The 18,938-nt window shown below is 66.6% G+C and carries 14 protein-coding genes; 11 read left to right on the forward strand and 3 right to left on the reverse strand.

Annotated features, from left to right (window positions below; translation table 11 throughout):
* Positions 1-48 precede the first annotated feature (48 nt).
* The 8 genes from can to RCF13_RS09555 all read left to right on the forward strand — a co-directional run bounded on the left by can (position 49) and on the right by RCF13_RS09555 (position 7,772).
* Positions 49-711, forward strand: a complete 663-nt coding sequence (can, locus tag RCF13_RS09520; RefSeq protein WP_005417406.1) for a carbonate dehydratase — start codon at positions 49-51, stop codon at positions 709-711.
* 19 nt (positions 712-730) lie between these two features.
* A complete protein-coding gene (locus tag RCF13_RS09525; protein ID WP_134968191.1) occupies positions 731-1,252 on the forward strand; it encodes a 3-hydroxyanthranilate 3,4-dioxygenase in 522 nt (173 codons plus the stop codon).
* A 138-nt stretch (positions 1,253-1,390) separates the two neighbouring features.
* Entirely contained in the window at positions 1,391-2,665 is a 1,275-nt protein-coding gene (gene kynU / locus RCF13_RS09530; protein ID WP_134968190.1) for a kynureninase, read from the forward strand.
* Between the two features lie 31 nt (positions 2,666-2,696).
* Positions 2,697-4,064: an NAD(P)/FAD-dependent oxidoreductase gene (locus tag RCF13_RS09535; RefSeq protein ID WP_061480080.1), complete on the forward strand. Its 1,368-nt coding sequence runs from the start codon at positions 2,697-2,699 to the stop codon at positions 4,062-4,064.
* On the forward strand, positions 4,064-5,503 hold the full coding sequence (gene sbcB, locus RCF13_RS09540) for an exodeoxyribonuclease I (RefSeq protein WP_231352197.1): 1,440 nt from the start codon (positions 4,064-4,066) through the stop codon (positions 5,501-5,503). Before RCF13_RS09535 ends, sbcB begins: the two co-directional genes overlap by 1 nt.
* A complete protein-coding gene (locus RCF13_RS09545; RefSeq protein ID WP_134968189.1) occupies positions 5,500-6,186 on the forward strand; it encodes a DUF2461 domain-containing protein in 687 nt (228 codons plus the stop codon). The genes sbcB and RCF13_RS09545 overlap by 4 nt, the downstream gene beginning before the upstream one ends.
* A complete protein-coding gene (locus RCF13_RS09550) occupies positions 6,186-7,178 on the forward strand; it encodes an aldo/keto reductase (protein ID WP_134968188.1) in 993 nt (330 codons plus the stop codon). Before RCF13_RS09545 ends, RCF13_RS09550 begins: the two co-directional genes overlap by 1 nt.
* Before the next feature lie 42 nt (positions 7,179-7,220).
* Positions 7,221-7,772, forward strand: coding sequence for a DUF2939 domain-containing protein (locus RCF13_RS09555; protein ID WP_308141095.1), 552 nt, complete (start codon positions 7,221-7,223; stop codon positions 7,770-7,772).
* Between the two features lie 60 nt (positions 7,773-7,832).
* Here the strand turns inward: RCF13_RS09555 and RCF13_RS09560 are convergent, their stop codons facing one another.
* Both RCF13_RS09560 and RCF13_RS09565 read right to left on the reverse strand, forming a co-directional pair.
* Entirely contained in the window at positions 7,833-8,777 is a 945-nt protein-coding gene (locus RCF13_RS09560; protein ID WP_061480084.1) for a 5'-nucleotidase, read from the reverse strand.
* Positions 8,778-8,824: 47 nt separating this feature from the next.
* On the reverse strand, positions 8,825-9,598 hold the full coding sequence (locus RCF13_RS09565; RefSeq protein ID WP_134968186.1) for an NAD kinase: 774 nt from the start codon (positions 9,596-9,598) through the stop codon (positions 8,825-8,827).
* A gap of 248 nt (positions 9,599-9,846) precedes the next feature.
* Here RCF13_RS09565 and RCF13_RS09570 point away from each other — a divergent pair, with 248 nt between their 5' ends.
* Entirely contained in the window at positions 9,847-11,661 is a 1,815-nt protein-coding gene (locus tag RCF13_RS09570) for a hypothetical protein (RefSeq protein WP_134968185.1), read from the forward strand.
* Between the two features lie 113 nt (positions 11,662-11,774).
* Here the strand turns inward: RCF13_RS09570 and RCF13_RS09575 are convergent, their stop codons facing one another.
* Entirely contained in the window at positions 11,775-16,751 is a 4,977-nt protein-coding gene (locus RCF13_RS09575; protein ID WP_134968184.1) for an NAD-glutamate dehydrogenase domain-containing protein, read from the reverse strand.
* Positions 16,752-17,001: 250 nt separating this feature from the next.
* Here RCF13_RS09575 and RCF13_RS09580 point away from each other — a divergent pair, with 250 nt between their 5' ends.
* Together RCF13_RS09580 and RCF13_RS09585 are read left to right on the forward strand one after the other, a co-directional pair.
* Entirely contained in the window at positions 17,002-17,658 is a 657-nt protein-coding gene (locus tag RCF13_RS09580) for a TetR/AcrR family transcriptional regulator (protein WP_134968201.1), read from the forward strand.
* Complete coding sequence (locus tag RCF13_RS09585) at positions 17,658-18,926, forward strand: efflux RND transporter periplasmic adaptor subunit (protein WP_069139730.1); 1,269 nt, start codon at positions 17,658-17,660, stop codon at positions 18,924-18,926. Before RCF13_RS09580 ends, RCF13_RS09585 begins: the two co-directional genes overlap by 1 nt.
* The last annotated feature ends 12 nt before the right edge of the window (positions 18,927-18,938 follow it).

Raw genomic sequence — 18,938 nt, forward strand, 5'->3', positions numbered from 1 at the left:
GCAGCCGGATGGCTGCGGTGCGCCCCCACCCGACGCCAGGGACCGAACATGAAAGACATCCACAAGCTGCTGCAGAACAACCGTGACTGGGCCGACCGCATCGAGAAGGAGGACCCCGACTTCTTCCACCAGCTGGCCAAGCAGCAGCACCCGGAGTACCTGTGGATCGGCTGCTCCGATTCGCGCGTGCCGGCCAACCAGATCATCGGCATGGCGCCGGGCGAAGTGTTCGTGCATCGCAACGTCGCCAACGTGGTCGCCCACACCGACCTCAACTGCCTGAGCGTGGTGCAGTACGCGGTGGACCAGCTGAAGGTCAAGCACATCCTGATCGTCGGCCACTACGGCTGCGGCGGCGTGCATGCCTGCCTGCACAACACCCGCGTCGGCCTGGCCGACAACTGGCTGCGCCATGTCGGTGACGTGGTGCAGAAGCACCAGGGCATCCTCGACGCCATCGAAGACGACGAACTCAAGCACGCCCGGCTGTGCGAGCTGAACGTGATCGAGCAGGTCGCCAACCTCTGCCGCTCGACCATCGTGCTGGATGCCTGGGCCCGCGGCCAGAAGCTGATGGTGCACGGCTGGGTCTACAGCCTGAAAGACGGCCGCGTGCGTGAAATGGGCATCGACGTCGGTTCGCTGGAAGAGCTGCAGCCGGCGTATGAAAAGGCGCTGTCCTTCGTGCCGCGCAAGGGACGTCGCGACTGATCCCCTACGGATGACCACCATGCTCGCTTCGCCGATCAACCTGCACGCCTGGATCGAAGAGAACCGCCACCTGCTGAAGCCGCCGGTGGGCAACAAGATGATCGACAACGGCGATTTCATCGTGATGGTGGTCGGCGGGCCGAACTCGCGTACCGACTACCACTACGACGAAGGCCCCGAGTGGTTCTACCAGCTCGAAGGCGAGATGGTGCTGAAGGTGCAGGAGGACGGCGCGGTACGCGACATTCCGATCCGCGCCGGCGAGATCTTCCTGTTGCCGGCGAAGGTGCCGCACTCGCCGCGGCGCCCGCCCGGGGGCATCGGCCTGGTGGTCGAGCGCAAGCGGCTGCCGCATGAGATGGACGGCGTGATCTGGCACTGCGAGCGCTGCAACCACAAGCTGCACGAAGAGTATTTCCCGCTGCAGAACATCGAGACCGACCTGCCCAAGGTGTTTGCGCACTACCACGCCAGCCTGGAACTGCGTACCTGCAGCCAGTGCGGGCACGTGGATCCGCTGCCGGTGCCGGCGGCGGGCTGAGCACCTGCCCCTGTAGAGCCGAGCCCATGCTCGGCTTCGTGGCCCGGCAGCCGAGCATGGGCTCGGCGCTACAGGTTCGGCGGCAGGCACGCCGCCAGGCGCTACACTGGCGGTCCCGTTGCAGCCTGTTGCCCGACCATGTCCGACCTGCTCAGCCGCACCCACGCCATCGCCCTGGACGCCGCCGATCCGCTGCGCCCGCTGCGTGGCGAATTCCTGATTCCGCGCCATGGTGGCGGCGAGCAGACCTACTTCGTCGGCAACTCGCTGGGCCTGCAGCCGCGCGGTGCGCAGGCAGCGGTGCAGGAAGTGATGAAACAATGGGGCGAACTGGCGGTGGAAGGCCACTTCACCGGCCCGACGCAGTGGCTGTCGTACCACCGCCTGGTGAGCGCGCAGCTGGCCCGTGTGGTCGGCGCACTGCCCAGCGAGGTGGTAGCGATGAACACGCTGAGCGTGAACCTGCACCTGATGATGGTCAGCTTCTACCGGCCGACCACGCAGCGCCCGGTGATCCTGATGGAAGCCGGCGCATTCCCGACCGACCGCCACGCGGTGGAAGCTCAGATCCGCTTCCATGGTTTCGACCCGGCCGAGTGCCTGGTGGAAGTGCAGCCGGACGAAGCCAACGGCACGATTTCGCTGGCCGCGATCGAACGCGCCATCGCCGAGCACGGCCCGCGCCTGGCGCTGGTGCTGTGGCCCGGCGTGCAGTACCGCACCGGCCAGGCCTTCGACCTCGATTCGATCACCCGCGCCGCACGCCTGCAGGGCGCACGCATCGGCTTCGACCTGGCGCACTCGGTTGGCAACCTGCCGCTGCGCCTGCATGACGTGGCGCCCGATTTCGCCGTGTGGTGCCACTACAAATACCTCAACAGCGGCCCGGGCGCGGTGGCCGGCGCGTTCGTGCACGAGCGCCACCACCGCGACACCACCCTGCCGCGCTTTGCCGGCTGGTGGGGCCATGAGGAATCGACCCGCTTCCAGATGGCGCCCCAGTTCACCCCCGCCATCGGTGCCGAAGGCTGGCAGCTCAGCAATCCACCGATCCTTGGCCTGGCACCACTGCGTGCCTCGCTGGACCTGTTCGAGCGTGCCGGCATGGAGGCGCTGCGCAGCAAATCGCTGGCGCTGACCGGCCTGCTCGAAGCACTGGTCCGCGCACGCCTGCCGCAGGTGCTGGACATCATTACCCCGGCCGATCCGCAGCGCCGCGGCTGCCAGTTGTCGCTGCGCGTGATCGGTGGCCGCGAGCGTGGCCGTGCACTGTTCGAGCACCTGCGCGGCATCGGCGTGCTCGGCGACTGGCGCGAGCCTGACGTGATCCGCATCTCGCCCACCCCGCTCTACAACCGCTACCTGGACGTGCACCATTTCGTCGAGGAAGTGGAAGCCTGGGCCGGCCTGTAAGCCGCCCCCTCCCCTGCTGCTGGACAGTTCGTTGATCGCACACGCCTCCCGCTCGTTGAGCATTATCGGTGCCGGCCTTGCCGGGTCCCTGCTGGCCATCCTGCTGTCACGGCAAGGCTGGCGCATCACCCTGTACGAACGCCGTGGCGATCCCCGCATTGCCGACTACGAGAGCGGTCGTTCGATCAACCTGGCGTTGGCCGAGCGCGGGCGCAATGCACTGCGCCAGGCCGGCGTGGAAGACGAGGTGATGGCGCGCGCGGTGATGATGCGCGGGCGCATGGTGCATCCACGCGACGGCGAACCGCAGCTGCAGCGCTATGGCCGCGACGACAGCGAGGTGATCTGGTCGATCCATCGCAGCGATCTGAACACCACGCTGCTGGAACTGGCCGAACAGGCCGGTGCCACCGTGCATTTCCATCGCCGCCTGCATACCGTGGATTTCGATGCGGGCTACGCGCGTTTCATCGATGACCGTGACGACAGCCCGCACGACATCCGCTTTGACACCCTGATCGGCGCCGACGGCGCGGGCTCGGCACTGCGCGCGGCGATGAACCGTCGTGCGCCGCTGGGCGAGGACATCGCCTTCCTTGACCATTCGTACAAGGAACTGGAGATCCCGCCGGCTGCCGATGGCGGCTTCCGCATCGAGCGCAATGCGCTGCACATCTGGCCGCGCGGCCACTACATGTGCATCGCGTTGCCCAATCACGAAGGCACTTTCACGGTCACCCTGTTCCTGCCCAACCAGGGCGATCCCAGCTTCGCCACGGTGAATACCGGTGCGCAGGCCGAGGCCCTGTTCGCTCGCGAGTTCGCGGACGCGCTGCCGCTGATCCCGAACCTGCGCGTGGATTGGGAACAGCACCCGCCGGGCCTGCTCGGCACGCTCACCCTGGAGCGCTGGCACCAGCAGGGCCGCGCCGTACTGATCGGCGACGCCGCGCATGCGATGGTGCCGTTCCACGGCCAGGGCATGAACTGCGCGTTCGAGGATTGCGTGGCTCTGGCCCGCCATCTGATGGAAGCGGATGATCTGGAAGGTGCGTTCGCCGCGTTCGAGGCCGAACGCAAACCGAATGCACGTGCCATCCAGCAGATGGCGCTTGAGAACTACCTGGAGATGCGCGACCGCGTGGCCGACCCTGCATTCCTGCTGCAACGCGAGCTGGAGCAGGAACTGCAGCGGCGCTGGCCGACCCGCTTCGTGCCGCATTACACGATGGTCACCTTCCTGCACACGCCCTACGCCGAGGCGCTGCGCCGCACCGAACTGCAGCGCGACCTGCTGGTTGCAGCCACCACCGGTCACGATTCACTGGACAACATCGACTGGGCCGCACTGGAAGCGCAGATCCACGCACAGTTGCCCGTCCTGGAGGGCGCGCACTGATGGCCGACAGCTTCCTGTTCTACGACTTGGAAACCTTCGGCCAGGACCCGCGGCGCACCCGCATCTCGCAGTTCGCCGCGATCCGCACCGATGCCGACCTCAACGAGATCGACACGCCGGTCAGCTTCTTCGTGCGCCCGGCCGATGACCTGCTGCCCTCGCCGATGGCCACCCTGGTCACCGGCATCACCCCGCAGCAGGCCCTGGCCGAGGGCATCAGCGAGGCCGAAGCCTTCGACCGCATCAACGAACTGATGTCGCGATCCGGCACCTGCGCGCTGGGCTACAACACGCTGCGCTTCGACGATGAGTTCGTCCGCTACGGGTTGTTCCGCAACTTCCACGATCCCTACGAGCGCGAGTGGCGCAACGGCAACTCGCGCTGGGACCTGCTGGACATGCTGCGGCTGATGCGCGCGATGCGCCCGGACGGCATCCGGTGGCCGCTGCGCGAGGACGGCGCCACCTCGTTCAAGCTCGAGCACCTGGCCGAGGCCAACAACGTGCGCGAAGGCGATGCGCACGAAGCGCTGTCAGACGTGCGCGCCACCATCGGCATGGCACGGCTGTTCAAGCAGTCGCAGCCGCGCCTGTGGGAGTACGCGCTGAAGCTGCGCGACAAGCGCTTCGTCGGCGGCCTGCTGGACGTGGCGGCGATGAAGCCGGTTCTGCACATTTCCATGCGCTACCCTGCCAGCCGCCTGTGCGCCGCACCGGTTCTGCCCTTGGCCGTGCACCCGACCATCAACAACCGGGTGATCGTGTTCGACCTGGACGGCGAGATCGACGACCTGCTCGACCTGCCGGCCGAGGTGATCGCACAGCGCCTGTACATGCGGGCCAGCGAGCTGCCCGAAGGCGTGGCACGCGTGCCGCTGAAGGAAGTACACCTGAACAAGGTGCCGGCACTGATCGCATGGAACCACCTGCGCGCCGATGACCATGCGCGCCTCGGCCTGGACGTGGCCGCGATCGAAGCCAAGGTGGAACGGCTGCACGCGTTCGCTCCAGAGCTGGCCGAGAAGGCACGCCAGGTCTACAACCAGCCCCGCGTCGCGACCGTGGCCGATGTCGATGCCTCGCTGTATGACGGCTTCCTCGGCAATGGCGACAAGCCGCTGCTGGCGCTGGCACGCACCGCCGCGCCGGAGCAGCTGGCCGCGCTGGAAGGCCGCTTCCGCGACCCGCGCCTGCCGGAGCTGCTGTTCCGCTACCGAGCGCGCAATCATCCCGACAGCCTCGCGCCGGCTGAACGCCAGCGCTGGCAGGATTACCGGCGCCAGCGCCTGCTCGGCGACGGCGGCCTGGGCGAACTCAACCTGCCCCAGTACCAGCAACAGCTCGATGCGCTGGCCGCCGAGTCGCCCGACGACACGCGGCGCCAGGCCCTGCTGCAATCGCTGCGCGACTGGGGCCAGCACCTGCAGGAGACCTTGTGAGTACCTATTTCTCGGACGCCAGCTTCAAGTTCCTGCGCAGCCTGGCGCGGCACAACGACAAGACCTGGTTCAACGACCACCGCCAGCAGTATGAAGACCACGTCCGGCAGCCGTTCCTGCGCCTGCTGGGCGACCTGCAGCCGGCATTGGCCGAGGTCAGCGAGCACTTCCGCGCCGATACCCGCGGCGTCGGCGGCTCCCTGTTCCGCATCCACCGTGACGCGCGCTTTTCCAACGACAAGTCGCCGTACAAGACCTGGCAGGGTGCGCGCCTGTTCCATGAGCGCCGCCGAGAGGTGGCCGCGCCGTCCTTCTATGTGCACCTGCAACCCGGCGAGAGCTTCGTCGGCGCCGGCCTGTGGCATCCGGAACCGGAAACCCAGCGCCGCGTGCGCCACTTCATCCTCGACAACCCGGGCAGCTGGAAGGCCGCCGCGCACGCGCCGGCCCTGCGCAAGCGCTTCGATTTCGAGGAGAGCGAGAAGCTGGTGCGGCCCCCGCGTGGCTTCCCGGCCGACTTCGAGTTCATCGACGACCTCAAGCACCGCAACTGGGTGATGTGGCGCTCGCTGGACGACACCACCATGACCGGCCCACGCCTGCTGTCCACGCTGGGCAAGGACCTGGCCGCGCTCGGCCCGTTCGTCGACTACCTGTGCGCTGCGCTGGACCTGGAATTCTGATGTCGCAGAATCTTCCGCTGGCCCGCCAGCGGCGCGTGCTCGGCCGCACCGGCCTGGCCGTTTCACCGATCGGGTTGGGCTGCTCCGGCTTCTGGGGTCATCGCCGCTTCCCCGAGCATGAGGCAGCTGCCGTGGTCGAGCATGCGCTTGCCCACGGGGTGAACCTGCTCGATACCGGTCACAACTATTCCGGCTTCCATGCCGAGCCGCGCCTGGGCCGCATCCTGCGCCCGTTGCTGAAGCAGTACCCGCGCGATTCACTGGTGATCTCAAGCAAGGGTGGCACGCTGACCGGCCAGGCCGGCATCAGCGGCGCCGAGCAACGCAATTTCTCGCCCGCGGCCATCACCGCCAGCTGCGAGGCGTCGCTGCGCAACCTCGGCCTGGACCATCTTGATGTCTACCAGCTGCATGGCGCCAGCGAACACGACATCAGTGACGACCTGCTGGCGGCACTGCAGCGCCTGCGCGAACGTGGGTTGATCCGATTCACCGGCATCAACACCCACTCGGCATCGACCCTGCGCTGGATGATCGCCCATCCAGATGCCTTCGATGTGGTGCTGCTGGACTACAACGCCCTGCAGCAGGACCGCGAACCGCTTATCGATCAGCTGCAGGCAGTGGGCATCGGCGTGCTGGCCGGCACCGTGCTGGCGCAGGGCCACCTGCTGCCCGCACGCCCGCGCCTGCCACGGCTGGCCGATGGCTGGTACCTGGCGCGCGCCTGGCTGAAACCCAGCAGCCGCCAGCTGATGCGCAGTGCCCGCCAGATGCGCCGGGCAGTGGCCACGATCCACAGCCAGCGTCCGGCCCAGACCGCCTTCGCCTACGCATTGGGGCATCCCGGTGTGGCCAGCGGCATCCTCGGCACCACCCGCATCCGGAGCCTGGACGAGGTCTTGGCAACGCGCGTGGAGGCGCTGAGCCCGGCGGAACGGCAACAGCTGGTCGATGCCTTCGGTGATGGCCGTGGTTCGCCCAGTCAGTGAGTCTTCACCCGGCACTGCCGCCGTTGCGGCAGTCTGTCCGGCATGAAGAAGCTCACCGCACTGCTTGTGCTGCTGGTCCTGGCCTTGGCGGCCTGGTGGTTCGGCGGCCCGGACCTGACTGTCAATGGCTTGTCCAAGGCCATCGAACAGCGCGACACCGCGCGCCTGGAGCGTTACGTCGATTTCCCGCGCGTGCGCAGCAGCCTGCGTGCGCAGCTCAATGATTACCTGGTGCGCCAGGCGGGCCCGGACGTGGCGGCCAGCCCGTTCGGCGCCCTGCTGTACGGGCTGGGCGACCAGCTCGGCGGAGCCGCGGTGGAGACCATGGTGACCCCGACCGGGATCGGCGCGATGCTGCAGGGCCACGTGCTGTGGAAGCGTGGCCGCAATGAACTGCAGGGTGGCGACGCCTTCGGCGCGACTGAACCGGCGCGGCCGTTGAAGCACGCCGAGCACCATTTCGAGGCGCTGGACCGCTTCGTGATCGATGTGGATCGCGGCCCCGGCCAGCCACCGATGAAGGTGGTGCTGGAGCCGCAGGGCCTGCGCTGGAAAGTGGTGGACCTGCAGCTGGGGATGTCGGGCAGCCCTTGATCGGACCCGTGGCCTGACGGCAGCGCCAACCAAGGTTGGCACCTACCGGTCGAATCCGCCCTATCCCTCGTTGGCGACGCCGTGCGGTACGTGGCCGGCAGCCACATGCTCGCGGGCGCTGTCGATGTTGTGCTGCGAATCATCGAAGAAGATGTCGGCACCGAACGCCTGCAGGAACGGCCCCTTGTGGCGGCCGCCGAGGAACAGCGCCTCGTCCAGGCGCACGCCCCACTCGCGCAGGGTGCGGATTACCCGCTCATGCGCCGGTGCCGAGCGTGCGGTAACCAGCGCAGTGCGGATCGGCGCACTGTCGCCGGCCGGGAACACTTCCTGCAGCGTGTGCAACGCCGACAGGAAGCCACGGAACGGCCCGCCACTGAGCGGCTCGCGGGCCCGCTCGCGCTCGTGGCGGCCAAAGGCTTCCACGCCCTGCTCGCGCGAAATGCGTTCACTCTCGTCACCGAAGATCACGGCGTCACCATCGAAGGCGATGCGCAGCTGCCCGGCAGGGCGGCCGATGTCGATCTGGTCTGCCGCTGCGGCCGCGGTCTCACCCGGTGGCTTGGGCAGGATGGTCGCTGCGGCGATGCCATGGCGCAGCGCGCTGCGCACCGATTCGGGGTTGGCCGACAGGAACAGGTCGGTACCGAACGGCTTCACGTACGGCCAGGTCGGCTCACCGGCGGTAAAGGTCGCACGGATGATGCCCAGGCCGTAATGCTGGATCGAGTTGAAGATGCGCAGGCCGGTATCGGCCGAGTTGCGCGACAGCAGGATCACCTCGACCCGCGGGTTCTCCGGGCTGGCGCCCTGGTTCAGTGCCAGCAGCTTGCGCACCACGGGAAAGGCCACGCCGGGGCCGAGGATGTCGTCCTCATGCTGGCGCTGGAACTCGGCATAGGCCGCCACGCCATCGCTCTCGAACAGCGCATGGCTTTCCTCGAGGTCGAACAGCGCGCGCGAGGTGACCGCGACGGTCAGCAAACGGGGGGAGTTGTCGCCCATCGGTGGGGGTCCTTCAAGCGGTCGGCGGGGCCGGCCGCCCATTGTCCTCAAAAAACGAACTGTTCGCTCAGGATCCGGTCTTCCAGGTTGTGCTCCGGGTCGAACAGCAGGGTCACACGACGGTCCCTCGACTCACGGATGGTCACCTCGACCACATCGCGGGTCTCGTGCGAATCCGCAGTGACGCTGACCGGGCGCTTGTAGGGATCGAGCACGCGGAAGCGCACTTCGGTGTCGGCCTTGAGGATCGCCCCGCGCCAGCGTCGCGGCCGATACGGAGCCAGCGGCGTCAGCGCGATGGTATGCGACCCCAGCGGCAACACCGGGCCGTGCGCGGAATAATTGTAGGCGGTACTGCCGGCCGGGGTGGCCACCAGCACGCCGTCACCGATCAGCTCGGCCACCCGCTCCTGACCGTTGAGGTCGATGCCGATATGGGCCGCCTGCCGGGTCTGCCGAAGCAGCGAGACATCGTTGTAGGCCAGCGATCCGGTGCTGGTGCCGGACTCGGTCAGCGCCACCATTTCCAGCGGGCGCAGGTTGGCCGGTTCAGCACGGGCAATGCGGGCCTGCACGTCGTCGTCGCCCCGGTACTGGTTCATCAGGAAGCCGACGGTGCCCAGCTTCATGCCGAACACCGGCTTGCCCAGGTGCCCGTGCCGATGCAGGGTCTGCAGCATGAAGCCGTCGCCGCCCAGCGGACACAGCACGTCGGCCTGCTCCGGCATGTGATCGCCATAACGCGAAACCATCGCCGCGCGGGCCATCTGCGCAGGTTCGGTGGTGCTGGCCAGGAAAGCGATGCGGGGGGTGTCGCTCATCAGGCAATGGTCCGGGAGATCTGGGCAAAGCATACCCGGACGCTCCACGGACGCAACCGCATGGCCGTGCCTGATGCAGCCACGTATCCAGATCATGAAGCCAGTGCAGGCATCTGGACGCTGTCCGATGGAACCGATCGTCCACGCAGCTGAATATCGGAGTGGCTGTTCACTTTCACTCCACGAACGCATGCCAGAGCGCTGCGATGGTGAAAGCGAATGGTGGCCTTCCATATGAGAGAGAGTTCATGAAGATCAGACATATTGCGGTTGCCCTTGCGGCCTTGCTGCCCGCCGGCACTGCCCTCGCGCAGTCAGGCTACGCCCATCTGACCCCCAAGAAGATCGGGTACAACGAGAACTTGCCTGACAGGTATGCGGTCCTGGATTTTTCGGTCACCGCTTCTGACTGGATGGACCGGGTCCGCCTGCCGTCCATCCAGCGCCATCACGACAGCATGCAGATCAACATCGTGAGTGTAGGCGCGCGGGGCGACTACCTTGAAATCAAGGGAAAGTTCGCTCACCTGCCTGACGCCGTGGACAGCATGATCGCATCCCCGTTCACCGCGCTGGCTTATCGCTCCAATCTGGCCACGTCCGAGTGGGAACTGCTTCACACCGCCTATCGTGAGATCGACGGCCCGAATGAGAGGCGTTGGCGCATTCCCTCGAATGGGCGAGTGCCCGCAACGGCGCTGAATCTGCGCGATGGACAGCATGTGGGCGAGCTCGGCCTGCCGGATGGGGCGCACCCCTACGACACGGTCACCGTCCGGCACACTGCGTCATGGCCCAGTGCGGTCGTCGCGGCGGACACGTTGTTCCCACGCTCGAACCTGCGGATCGAGTCCGGAGATGTACATCACTACGTATTCGATCCCTTTTTCCGCCGGTGGAAGCTGAACCACGCAACCTATCGTCCGGTGCTCCCGAACGAAGCATCGCAGAAGACGACTACGGCACGCACCCGGGTCACGGCCACCAACGAGAACTTCCGTGGCTACTACCTGGATTTCCCGCACAGCCCGTCGGACCGTGATCGCCGCGTGTTCAAGGTCGCTGATTCGAAGGTGATCGATCCGAGCTGGGGACTGAAGATCAAGGATGACAACATCTTTGACCGCGAGGCCCACGTCTGGACCAACCCTGGCGAAGAGTTCGAGTTCATGTACGTCGACGACGGCGGCCCCGGTTCCAGCCATTGGCACGCACTTCGCTATCCGGTGCAGCGCGTCGACATTGACAAGTCTCGTGGCGGCAAGGTCGACAACGCCGCCGCACTGCTCACCTGGGTCACCACGGGCGGCGGCACGGTCACACTGCCCAATGCGTTCCAGCGCCTGACGCGACTGGTTGTGGAGAATGTCACCGGCACCCAACCGCACCCGACCCCGAGGACGACCACCGTCATCGGGCCCGGGTTGTCGGACAAGGTGCTGCCGGGTGAGCAGGTCTCCTATCGCCTCAGGGACCACAAGTGGATTCGTGAAACGACCACTGTTGACGTGGTGTTTGCCGTTTCCGGCCAGCTCGGCGAGATCGGTTCGAAGGCCATGGCCTTGGAGTTGATGCGCGAAAGCCTGGTGAAGACCAACCAGGCATTGGACAACTCGGGCGCGACGTTCCGCTTCCGTGAAGCGGCGGTGCGTGATATCACCGTGCCGTACTACCTGCCGACCTATGCCATTCCCGAGTGGATTGCCAATCATGCACCGCAGGTGATCAGCGACAGCGGCGCGGATGGCGTGTACTTCGGTGGTGTGGCCACCGGCTGCAATGGTGTCCACCACTCCAAGCCGCGCAAGCAGTTTGCGGTGGCAATGAACCTGCTCTGCTCCACCGACATGCTTCGTGAGGAAATGGGCAAGGCACTGGGCATGAAGGTCAATGGCACGCAGGGCGTGCCGGTCATCGGCTCCGGCAACAAGCTGCCGCTGTATGCCACGCCAGTGCGCTTCGTGGACGATGGCAACCGCGCCATCAATCCTGGGCAGCGTGACGAAGTGCAGCATATGAACGCTGCTGCAGCCGAAGTCGCGCGCTACGGCTACCCGCGTTGATGACCTGATCGCTGGCCGCCATCGGTGGCCAGCGATCCCTGATACAGAACGGCCCCGCTTTCGCGGGGCCGTTCCGTTTCACGCATGCCAGGCATGGCCCGGCACTACATCACTTACGCGCCGTGTGCCGCCAGCTGGCCCAGGCGCTGGACTGCGACCGAGACGGTCGGGTAGTCCAGGGTCTTCTGCTCGGCCAGTTCGGCCAGCATCGCCAGGGTGAAGCGCAGGCTGTTGTCGTCGCGGCCCATCCAGGCAGCGACCTTGGCCTCGGCACTGTTGCCCTTGGTGCCCAGCACCTGCCCGGCCAGGTTGCGGTGGTTGGCTGCCAGCTCGTCACGCAGCACGCCACGCGCCACCGCGTGCCAACGACCGTTGACCTCCAACGCGTCGACCTGCTCGAACAGCCACGGCAGCTGCAGGGCATCGCCCAGGCGGAAGTGGACCTTGGACACGTCCACCGGCTTCAGCTTGCGGGTGCGGGCCAGTTCGATGATGTCGAACGCCGGCTCCAGGAAGTGCAGTTCGGCCAGCTGCTGTGCCAGTGCAGACGGCAGGCCCTTTTCCTTCCACTCGGCCACCAGGGCTTCGTAGGTCGGACGCTGCGAATCCGGCAGCACGCCCGAAGCGACGCGGATGTCGTTGAACGGTCCCTGGTAGCGGTTGACCGCTTCGGTGATGCCCGGCATCGCGCCCGGGCGCGACAGCAGCCAACGCACGAACGAGCGCTGCAGCTTCCAGATCACTTCCAGGGCGTCGATCTGCACCGACTCCGGCACCTTGCCGTCGAGGGCATCGATCTGTGCCCACAACGCGCGCGCATCCAGCGTTTCGCGGCTGATGGTGTAGGCCTTGGCGACCTCGGCGATGGAACGGCCGGTGTCTTCCTGCATGCGCATCAGGAAGGTGGCGCCCATGCGGTTGATGGTCTGGTTGGTCACGGCCGTGGCGATGATTTCGCGCTTCAGGCGGTGACGCTCCATCGCGTCGGCGTACTTCTTCTGCAGCGGGGTCGGGAAGTAGCGCTGCAGTTCCTTGGACAGGTACGGATCTTCCGGGATGTCCGAATCCAGCAGCTGGTTGAACGCCACCAGCTTGGAGTAGGACAGCAGCACCGACAGTTCCGGACGGGTCAGGCCCTGCCCGCGTGCCTTGCGCTGGGACAGCTCGGCGTCGGACGGCAGGAACTCGATCTGGCGGTCGAGCAGCCCCTGCTGTTCCAGGGTACGGATGAAGTGCTGCTTGGAACCCAGGCGCTTGACCGCCATCCGCTCCATCAGGCTCAGTGCCTGGTTCTGGCGATAGTTGTCGTTGAGCACCAGCTCGGCGACTTCATTGGTCATCGAGGCCAGCAGCTTGTTGCGCTGCTCGACGGTCAGCTTCTTGGCCCGCACCACATCGTTGAGCAGGATCTTGATGTTGACTTCGTGGTCGGAGGTGTCGACACCGGCCGAGTTGTCGATGAAGTCGGTGTTGAGCAGCACGCCAGCCTGGGCAGCTTCGATGCGGCCCAGCTGGGTCATGCCCAGGTTGCCGCCCTCGCCCACCACCTTGCAGCGCAGCTCGCCACCGTTCACGCGCAGTGCGTTGTTGGCGCGGTCGCCGACATCACTGTGCTGCTCGCTGGCGGCCTTGACGTAGGTACCGATGCCGCCGTTCCACAGCAGGTCGACCGGTGCCTTCAGGATCGCGCTCATCAGATCGTTCGGCGACAGCGCCTTGACGTTCTCGTCCAGGCCCAGCGCCTCACGCACCTGCGGGGTGATCTCGATCGACTTCAGGCTGCGCGGGTACACGCCGCCGCCCTTGCTGATCAGCTTGGTGTCGTAGTCCGCCCAGCTCGAACGCGGCAGGGTGAACAGGCGCTCACGCTCGATGAACGACGTGGCCGCATCCGGATTCGGGTCCAGGAAGATGTGGCGGTGGTCGAACGCAGCGACCAGGCGGATATGGCGCGACAGCAGCATGCCGTTGCCGAACACGTCGCCGGACATGTCGCCGACGCCGACCGCAGTGAAGTCCTGGCTCTGGCTGTCACGGCCCAGCGCACGGAAGTGGCGTTTGACCGATTCCCACGCGCCGCGCGCGGTGATGCCCATGCCCTTGTGGTCGTAGCCGACCGAACCACCGGAGGCGAACGCATCGCCCATCCAGAAGCCGTGCGCGATGGCCAGGCCGTTGGCGATGTCGGAGAAGGTCGCGGTGCCCTTGTCGGCGGCCACCACCAGGTACGGATCGTCCATGTCGTGGCGCACGACATCCACCGGCGGCACGATCTTGTTGTTGACGATGTTGTCGGTGATGTCCAGCAGGCCCTGGATGAACAGCTTGTAGCAGGCCACGCCATTGGCAAAGATCGCATCGCGATCGCCGTTCACCGGCGGGGTCTTGGCGAAGAAGCCACCCTTCGCGCCGACCGGCACGATGACGGTGTTCTTGACCATCTGCGCCTTGACCAGGCCCAGTACTTCGGTACGGAAGTCTTCGCGACGATCCGACCAGCGCAGGCCGCCACGCGCAACCGCGCCGAAGCGCAGGTGGGTACCTTCCACGCGCGGACCGTACACGAAGATCTCGCGGTACGGGCGCGGCTTCGGCAGGTCCGGCACCAGCGCCGAATCGAACTTGAAGCTGATGACATGGCCGTGCTGGCCGTTGGCATCGGTCTGGTAGTAGCTGGTACGCAGGGTCGCGTCGATCACGCCCATGAACGAGCGCAGGATGCGGTCCTCGTCCAGGCTGGACACGCGATCCATCAGCTTCAGCAGCGCATCGCGCGCGGCCTGCATCTGCGCGTCGCGGTCACCCTTGCGGGCATCGACCACGCTCTTGAGCACCTTCAGGGTGGCGTCGTCGCCAGCGGCCAGCACATCGAAGTGGGCCTTCAGCTGGGCCTGGCCGGCCGCGATGTCGTCCTTGCTCTCATGGCCGGTGGCCGGATCGAAGCGGGCCTCGAACAGTTCGACCAGCAGGCGGGCCAGCAGCGGGTAACGCGCGAAGGTGCCTTCCACGTAGGCCTGCGAGAACGGCACGCCGGTCTGCAGCAGGTACTTGCAGTAGCCACGCAGCATGGCGACCTGGCGCCAGTGCAGGCCAGCTGCCAGCACCAGGCGGTTGAAGCCGTCGTTCTCGGCGTCGCCGTGCCAGACGCGGGCGAAGGTCTCGCCGAAGGCTTCATCGACACTGGCGGCATCGATCGCGCCAGCGGTCGACTCGACCTCGAAGTCCTGCACGTACACCGGCGCGTTGTCGACCGACAGGCGGTACGGACGCTCGGCGATCACGCGCAGGCCCATGTTTTCCATCATCGGCAGCGCGTCCGACAGCGGAATGTCGTCCAGCTGGCGATACAGCTTCAGGCGCAGGCCATCGCCGCTTTCGCGCGGCACGGCCTGCAGGCTCAGGCGCAGGTCGTCCGGGCCGGTCAGCGCGTCGAGCTGGCTGACATCGTTGGCGGCAACGGCGGTGCTGTTGTCTTCGATGTAGCCGGCCGGCAGCGCCTTGCCGATGCGGGCGGCGATGCGCAGGCCTTCGGTCTCGCCGTGGCGGCTCACCAGCGCTTCGCGCAGGTCGTCCTGCCAGTTGCGCAGCACCTGCGCCAGCTTCTGCTCCAGTTCGGCGGTGTCGACGTCGAGCATTTCACCCGGCTTCGGGCGCACGATCAGGTGCACCTGCGCCAGCGGCGATTCACCCAGCACCACCGAGCTGTCGACGAACTCGCCGTGCAGCGCGTCCTTGAGCATTGCTTCGATGCGCAGGCGCACGTCGGTGTTGAAGCGCTCGCGCGGCAGGTAGACCAGCGCGGAGATGAAACGGCTGTACTTGTCGCGGCGCAGGAACAGGCGGCTGCGCACGCGTTCCTGCAGGCCCAGCACGCCCATCGCGGTGCGGAACAGTTCGTCCTCGCTGGACTGGAACAGCTCTTCGCGCGGCAGGGTTTCCAGGATATGGCGCAGGGCCTTGCCACTGTGGCTGGCCGGGGCCAGCCCGGACTGCTTCATCACGTGCTCGTGGCGCTGGCGCACCAGCGGGATTTCCCACGGGCGACGGTTGTAGGCGCTGGAGGTGAACAGGCCGAGGAAACGCTGCTCGCCGATGATCTTGCCCTTGGCGTCGAACTCCAGCACGCCGATGTAGTCCATGTAGCCGGCGCGGTGCACGCGCGAACGGGCATTGGTCTTGGTCAGGATCAGCGCATCCTTCAAACCGGACGTGGTGTTCAGGCCCTGCGCGGCCAGCGTCTTGACCGGACGGGCGGCGGACTTGTCCTTACCACGCATCAGGCCCAGGCCGGTGTCGTTCAGCGGCGCCAGCACCTCTTCCTTGCCCTGCTTCTCGACGCGGTACTCGCGGTAGCCGAAGAAGGTGAAGTGGTTGTCGGCGGCCCAGCGCAGGAACTCCTGTGCTTCCTTGCGCGACGCGTCGTCGACCGGCAGCTGGCGGCTGCCCAGGTCGTCGGCCAGTGCCAGCGCCTTGTCCTTCATCGGCTGCCAGTCGCGCACGATCGCACGCACTTCATCCAGCGCCTTGTTGATGGCCTGCTCGATGGCAGCCATTGCATCGGCCGGCTGGCGGTCGATCTCCAGCAGCATCACCGACTCGGCATCACCTTCGCCGACCTTGACCAGCTTGCCGGCCTTGTCGCGGGTGAAACGCAGTACCGGGTGGCCCAGCACGTGGACGCCCACGCCCTGCTCGGCCAGCGACATGGTGACGGTATCGACCAGGAACGGCATGTCGTCGTTGACGATCTGCAGCACCGTATGCGGCGATTCCCAACCGTTGGCCTTCGCGGTCGGATTGAACACGCGGACGTTGGCCTTGCCAGCCTTGCGGGCCCGGGCGAATTCCAGCGTCTCAGCCGCGAGAGCGGCCCACTCTTCAGCGCTGTGGTGCGGGAACTCGTCCGACTCCATGCGCTTGTAGAAGTCAGTGGCGAAGGCCACTGCTTCGGCCTGTGCGGCCGCGGGGTAGCGCTTGCGCAAGGCCGTGTACACCGGCTCCAGGGAGAAACCAGCGGTCGCTGCGACCTCCGACTCTGCTGGTTTCGTCTTGTTTTTCACGGTCTTGGCTGCGGTTTTTTGCGGTTTCATGGCAGAGCGATGCGCTTGCTCAGTTGGGAAAATGAAATTGTAGCCCTACCGCACGAAAAGGCCTTGCTGCAGGACGGAATAAGCAGATCCGGGTTTGCTGCGGTTTAGACGCCTATTCAGTTCGCTCCGGTATGGAGCGGGCGCCTGCTTGAGCACTGCCGACAGGATCGGCAAAGCGTGTTACCGGAAGACACACGCGGCGACACCGATTCGATTCCACAATCCTGAACTGGACGGTATAGTCCACCGCGTGAACCCGGCCTACCTTCCCGTTGCCCTCGACGCACGCGATGAGCGCGTGTTCGATGCCGTGCGCGAACTGCTGGCCCAGCAGGGCATGCAGATGAGCATGGACGCGGTGGCCCAGCATGCCGGCTGTTCCAAGCAGACCCTCTACTCGCGCTACGGCAGCAAGCAGCAACTGCTGCGCCGGGTAATGCAGCGCCACGTCGGCCACGCTACCGGCGCCATGGTTCGTGCACTCCGCACTGACGACCTGCGTGCCAGCCTGCTCCAGTTCGCCACCGACTTCCTGGAGCACTTCAACCAACCGCACGTGGGCCAGGCCTGCCGGCTGATCGCCGCCGACGCGGCCCAGTTTCCCGAAGAGGCGCGTACCCTGTACCGGCATGGCGCCGGCGCACTGACGCTTCATCTTGCTGAATGGATTGAAACCGTTTGCATGCAGGGCCAGCTCCTGCATGACGACCCGCACTTCATGGCCGAACTGCTGCTGAGCATGATCGCCGGTCAGGATTTCGACAAACAGCGCTTCCATACCCCCCACCGTGATGACGCGCTCTTGCGTCGGCGCTGGGCAGAGTTCTCCGTCGACAGCTTCCTGCGCGCCTTCGCGCCTCAGCCGTCGCCGGCCCCGTCTACAAACCAACCCCGGAGTTCCTCCTGATGACCGCCCCACTCCGCACCCTTGCCTTGACGTGCGCCGTTGCTGTCGCGCTGGCTGCCTGCAAGAAGCCGGAACAGCAGACGCCCCCGCCGCCGGAGGTGGGCGTGATCGACGCCAAGCCGCAGACCCTGCCGCTGCAGCGCGAGCTGGTCGGCCGCCTGTCGCCGTTCCGCAGTGCCGACGTCCGCGCACGCGTGCCCGGCGTGCTGCTCAAGCGCGTCTACCAGGAAGGCTCGCAGGTCAAGCAGGGCCAGACCCTGTTCCTGATCGACCCGGCGCCGCTGCGTGCCTCGCTCAACGCCTCCGAGGCCCAGCTGGCCTCGGCCCGCGCGACCTACGCCAACGCCAAGGTCGCCGCCGACCGCGCACGCTCGCTGGCCCCGCAGCAGTTCGTCTCCAAGTCCGACCTGGACAACGCCGAATCGGCCGAGCGCACCGCGCTGGCCGCGGTCAAGCAGGCCGAAGCGGCAGTGACCTCCTCGCGGATCAACCTGGGCTATGCCGAAGTGACCGCGCCGATCAGTGGCGTGGCCAACAAGCAGCAGGTCACCGAGGGTGCGCTGGTGGGCCAGGGCGATGTGACCCTGCTGACCACCGTCGACCAGCTCGACCCGCTGTACGTCAACTTCTCGTTGAGCGTGGACGAACTGACCCAGCTGCGCGCGCAGCAGGCCAAGGGCGCGCTGGCGCTGTCCGGCGACGGCAAGGCCACGGTCAACGTCAAGCTCGCCGACGGCACCACCTATGGTGAGCCGGGCACGCTGGACTTTTCCTCGACCACGGTCGACCCGGCCACCGGCGCCGTGTCGTTGCGCGCGCTGCTGCCGAACCCGCAGCAGATCCTGCTGCCGGGCGCCTTCGTCAGCTTCCAGGCCAACCTGGGCGAGCGCAACAACGCCTTCCTGGTGCCGCAGCAGGCCCTGCTGCGCGATACCACCGGCGGCTACGTGATGGTGGTCGGCGCCGACGGCAAGGTCGTGCGCAAGAACGTGAAGACCGATGGCGCGCAGAACGGCAACTGGCTGGTCAGCGACGGCCTGGCCGCCGGTGACAAGGTGATCGTGGCTGGCGTGCAGAAGGTCAAGGAAGGTGCACCGGCGGTGGCCAAGCCGTGGACCCCGGGCCAGGACGCCAACGGCAAGCCGGCCGCAGGCGGCGCCGCCCCGGCGGGCGCTGCACCGGCTGCAGGCAAGGCACCGGCCGACGCGGCCAAGCCCGAGCAGGCCGATGCGGCCAAGCCGGCCGCCACCGATTCGAACAAGCAGTAACGGGAACCTTCC

Source organism: Stenotrophomonas maltophilia group sp. RNC7 (assembly GCF_030910085.1).
GTDB lineage: Bacteria > Pseudomonadota > Gammaproteobacteria > Xanthomonadales > Xanthomonadaceae > Stenotrophomonas > Stenotrophomonas sepilia.